Genomic DNA, 4,291 nt, shown 5'->3' on the forward strand with positions numbered 1-4,291 from the left:
TGTGTGGGCTGGTCGGCAGCACGTTCAGGCTAAGGCCGTTGGAAGCCGCGAACTCTTCGGCGTCGCCTTCGACCAGCCGGATGTTACGCGCCTTCAGCATCTGATAGAATGGCGCCGGCAAAAGCGGTGAATGGACCAATGCGAGGTCGTCGGCCAGCGGGCTGATCACCGACATCAGATGCAGGCACGCTTCTTCGCCTTGCCACAGCGGAAGATCAAAGCCGTAGACGGAAACGCCCAGCGGCGTCAGCAGGTTGGAAACCTGCTGGATGCCTTCCTGGTTGGAGCGGACACCGCGCCCGATCACCAGCGTACGGGCATCGAGCCATACGCAATCACCGCCTTCGACCTGGCCAGGAACCTCGACGCGGCCCAGGATTGGAATGCCCAGCCTTCGGTAGGTTTCCTCATGCAGTGAGGGCTCCCTGGCGCGCAACGGCTTGCCCATGGACAGAATCAGCGCGCCGCGATCGGTCATCAGCGACGGGTCGTGCGTGAACACCGAGTCCGAAAGTCCATCCGCCGTGTCCTCGATCCATTCGATTTCGGCACCGGAAGCCGCCACCAGTTCAGCAAGGAGCGCGTGCTGCGATGCCGCTTTCGCCGGATTGAATCCCGGGCCATAGTGCCAGGCAGCCCTGTCGGCATTGCGCATGGCGTTGGCCGCCGACCGCATCAGCACGCGGCGCAGCGGCGCCGCCATGGACTGTGATCCGAAAGCGCTCATCGAAGTCCTTTTTCGCTGAAAAAAATCGAGAAAATTTCATGGAAGGCTATTTATACACTTGCACAACAAGCTCGCAAGTGCCGTAATAAGCAGGATTGACGGGCTCTCGCCGTTGGGTCCATGCTGAAGTCTGGAGCGGGGCAGTACAGCGTATATGTTAATTAGCCGGATACACGTTCGACGAACCGCAGCCGACCCGATAGAGGTCACCCGGTGAGCGTGGTGGAAGCTGCCGCAGTCCGATCCGGCAAGGCGCAGGACGGCGCCGCCGAAGCCATCCATGTCGAGAACCTGCACAAGAAGTTCGGTGAGCTGCATGTGCTGAAGGGCGTCTCGCTGTCGGCGCGCGACGGCGAGGTCATCGCCATCATCGGCGGCTCGGGGTCCGGCAAGTCGACCCTGCTGCGCTGCATCAACTGCCTGGAAAACCCGACCAGCGGCATCATTCGCGTCAATGGCGAGGAGATCAAACTCAAGGCCGACAGCCACGGCCACACCATTCCGGCCGACCGCAAGCAGATCGAGCGCATCCGCTCCAAGCTCGGCATGGTCTTCCAAAACTTCAACCTGTGGAGCCACATGACGCTGATCGAAAACGTCATCGAGGTTCCGGTGCATGTGCTTGGCGTCAAGCGCGATGTGGCGATCGGCGAGGCCGAGAAGCTGCTCGCCCGTGTCGGTCTGGCTGAAAAGCGCGACGTCTATCCGGCCTATCTGTCGGGCGGCCAGCAGCAGCGCGCCGCGATCGCCCGGGCGCTGGCCATCAATCCGCGCGTCATGCTGTTCGACGAGCCCACCTCCGCGCTCGATCCCGAACTGGTCGGCGAGGTGCTGAAAGTGATCGGCGACCTGGCGCGCGAAGGCCGCACCATGGTGCTGGTCACCCACGAGATGAAGTTCGCCCGCGAGGTCGCGACCCACGTCGTCTACCTCTACAACGGGCTGGTCGAGGAAGAAGGGCCGCCGGAGCAGATCTTCGGCGCACCGAAATCCGAAAGGCTGAAGCAGTTCATCCGCAACATCGGCTAGGCAAGCCGGGACGGAAGAAAACCGGGAACCAACAACAAACTGGGAGTCATGAAATGAAGACCGTTCTGAAGACATTTGCCGCAGCGCTGCTGCTCGGCGTCGCCGCCATGGGCGTGGCCAAGGCCGATCCGGTCAAGATCGGCGTCGCCGCCGAGCCTTATCCCCCCTTCACCTCGCCCGATGCTTCGGGCAAATGGGTCGGCTGGGAGATCGACTTCATCGACGCCGTCTGCGCCGAGGAGAAGCTCGATTGCGTCATCACCCCGGTTGCCTGGGACGGCATCATCCCGGCTCTGACGACCAAGAAGATCGACCTCATCGTCTCCTCGATGTCGATCACCGCCGAACGCGCGAAGACGATCGATTTCTCGGACAAGTACTATAACACGCCGACCGCGATCATCGGCCCGAAGGACCAGAAATTCGGCTCCGCTCCGGACGACCTCAAGGGCAAGATCGTCGGCGTGCAAGTGTCGACGGTGCACGCTGTCTACGCCAAGAAGCACTTTGGCAGCACAGCCTCCGAGATCAAGGAATACCAGACCCAGGACGAGGCCAACAACGATCTGGCCGCCGGCCGTCTCGACGCGGTGCAGGCCGATTCCATCGCGCTTGGCGAATTCCTCAAATCCGACCAGGGCAAAGCCTGCTGCGACCTGAAGGGCATGGTCGCTCCCGATGACGAAGTGCTCGGACCGGGCGTCGGCGCCGGCGTGCGCAAGGAAGACACCGACCTGAAGGGCAAAATCAACGCCGGCATCAAGGCGATCCGCGCCAACGGCAAATATGACGAGATCTCGAAGAAATACTTCGATTTCGATATTTACGGCGGCGGCGGCGCGCAGTCGAACTGACGATCCTCGTATGAGCTGTGGGGTGTGGCGTCGCGCCATGCCCCACCTGCTCGATCTTTCCCAGGCATGTTTGCCGCCGACGCAGCCATCGGCGGTTAGTCAGCACTTCGGGGGCGACGCTGATCGACGCACTTCTTTCGGCCTCCGCGGCCGGCATCACCGAGCTTCTCTCGCCCTACCCGCCAGGCTGGGGCGGGGCGCTTCTGGTTGGGCTGCTGCATTCGATCGAGATCGCGCTGGGCGCCACGTGCCTCGGCCTTCTGATCGGCACCGGCGGCGCCTATGGCAAGCTTTATGGCGGGCCGGTGGTGCGCGATCTCCTGGCGGTTTACACCACCATCGTGCGCGCCGTGCCCGAACTGGTGCTGATCCTGCTGCTCTATTACGCCGGCACCGACCTGATCAATCAGGCGCTGACGGCCATGGGTTATCAGCGCGTCGACGTGAGCGGCCTTGCCGCCGGCATCGCCGTGCTCGGCTTCGTCCAGGGCGCCTATTCGACAGAGGTGATACGCGGCGCGATCCTGGCCATTCCGCAGGGCCAGATCGAAGCCGCCCGCGCCTATGGAATGTCTCCGGGCCTGATGTTGCGGCGCATCACCTTGCCGTCAATGCTGCCCTTCGCTATTCCGGGCCTCGCCAATCTCTGGCTGATCGCCACCAAGGACACCGCGCTATTGGCTGTTGTCGGCTTCTACGAGCTGGCGCTGGCAACGCGGCAGGCAGCGGGCGTCACCAAGGCCTATTTCACCTTCTTTTTCGCGGCGGGCGTGCTCTATCTGCTTTTGTCGCTGTTTTCCAACCTCGTTATCGGCCGGGTCGAGACCTGGTCGCGGCGCGGCATGCCTTCGCTCAAGGAGGCGCGCTGATGGCCAACGAGGCGACCATCATCGACGTCGTCGCGCGAACGTCGCTGTGGCTGCAGCCGCACCGCATCGTGCTGATCCTGATCGCACTGGGCCTTGTTCTGTCGGCCGCCTTTTTCATGCGCTGGGACTGGCTGCCGCAATATTATGAAATGGGCTTGATCGGCCTCTGGCGCTCGCTGTGGATCCTGGCCGTCACCTGCGTGCTGGGCTTCCTGCTGGCCGTCCCGCTTGGCCTGGCGCAGGCTGCCGGCTCGTTCTGTTTCGCCGCACCCGCCAAGGTGTTCTGCACGGTGATCCGGGGCACGCCGCTGCTGATCCAGCTCTGGCTGCTCTATTACGGCCTGGGTTCGCTGTTCCCGCAATATCCGTGGATCCGCGAATCCTGGATGTGGCCATATCTGCGGCAAGCCTGGCCCTATGGCGTGCTGGCGCTGACCCTGTCGTTCGCCGGTTATGAGGGCGAGGTGATGCGCGGCGCCTTCGCCGGCGTGCCCAAGGGGCAACTCGAAGCCGCCCGCGCCTTCGGCATGAGCCGCTGGAAGGCGTTCCGGCGGATCTGGCTGCCGCAAGCCATCTACCGGGCGCTGCCGACGCTGACCGGCGAGACCGTGCTGCAATTGAAGTCGACGCCGCTGGTGGCAACGATCAGCGTCATCGACATTTTCGCCGTTTCGTCCAAAGTACGGCAGGACACCTACCTCACCTACGAGCCCTTGCTGCTGCTGGCGCTGATCTACATGACGATAACCGGCATTCTGGTCTTCGCCTTCAGCAGGATAGAGGCCAGGATCCCGAACAAGATTGGTTAGAGG

At 62.9% G+C, this 4,291-nt stretch carries 5 protein-coding genes; 4 read left to right on the top strand and 1 reads right to left on the bottom strand.

The annotated features are described in order from the left end of the window. Window positions 1–727, bottom strand: a 727-nt coding sequence (locus EN914_RS26190) for a dimethylarginine dimethylaminohydrolase family protein (protein ID WP_127389348.1), incomplete at its 3' end; no start/stop codon positions are given. A gap of 213 nt (window positions 728–940) precedes the next feature. Between EN914_RS26190 and EN914_RS26195 the strand changes: the two genes are divergently transcribed. The 4 genes from EN914_RS26195 to EN914_RS26210 all read left to right on the top strand — a co-directional run bounded on the left by EN914_RS26195 (window position 941) and on the right by EN914_RS26210 (window position 4,288). Continuing rightward, window positions 941–1,756: an ABC transporter ATP-binding protein gene (locus tag EN914_RS26195; RefSeq protein WP_013528188.1), complete on the top strand. Its 816-nt coding sequence runs from the start codon at window positions 941–943 to the stop codon at window positions 1,754–1,756. A 53-nt stretch (window positions 1,757–1,809) separates the two neighbouring features. Continuing rightward, a complete protein-coding gene (locus tag EN914_RS26200) occupies window positions 1,810–2,610 on the top strand; it encodes a transporter substrate-binding domain-containing protein (protein ID WP_024501899.1) in 801 nt (266 codons plus the stop codon). A gap of 155 nt (window positions 2,611–2,765) precedes the next feature. Beyond that, window positions 2,766–3,479 carry an ABC transporter permease gene (locus EN914_RS26205; protein ID WP_196815384.1) on the top strand — a complete coding sequence of 238 codons (714 nt, stop codon included), beginning with the start codon at window positions 2,766–2,768 and terminating at the stop codon, window positions 3,477–3,479. After that, window positions 3,479–4,288, top strand: coding sequence for an ABC transporter permease (locus EN914_RS26210; protein ID WP_024501901.1), 810 nt, complete (start codon window positions 3,479–3,481; stop codon window positions 4,286–4,288). Before EN914_RS26205 ends, EN914_RS26210 begins: the two co-directional genes overlap by 1 nt. Window positions 4,289–4,291: the final 3 nt, after the last annotated feature.

Origin of the sequence: Mesorhizobium sp. M7A.F.Ca.CA.001.08.2.1 (genome assembly GCF_003998455.1) — a bacterium.
Taxonomy (GTDB): Bacteria; Pseudomonadota; Alphaproteobacteria; order Rhizobiales; family Rhizobiaceae; genus Mesorhizobium; species Mesorhizobium ciceri.

Excerpts from the sequence above, each read along its gene's own strand:
- EN914_RS26200 (WP_024501899.1), top strand. The coding sequence starts at position 1,810 with ATGAAGACCGTTCTGAAGACATTTGCCGCAGCGCTGCTGCTCGGCGTC.
- EN914_RS26210 (WP_024501901.1), top strand. The coding sequence starts at position 3,479 with ATGGCCAACGAGGCGACCATCATCGACGTCGTCGCGCGAACGTCGCTG.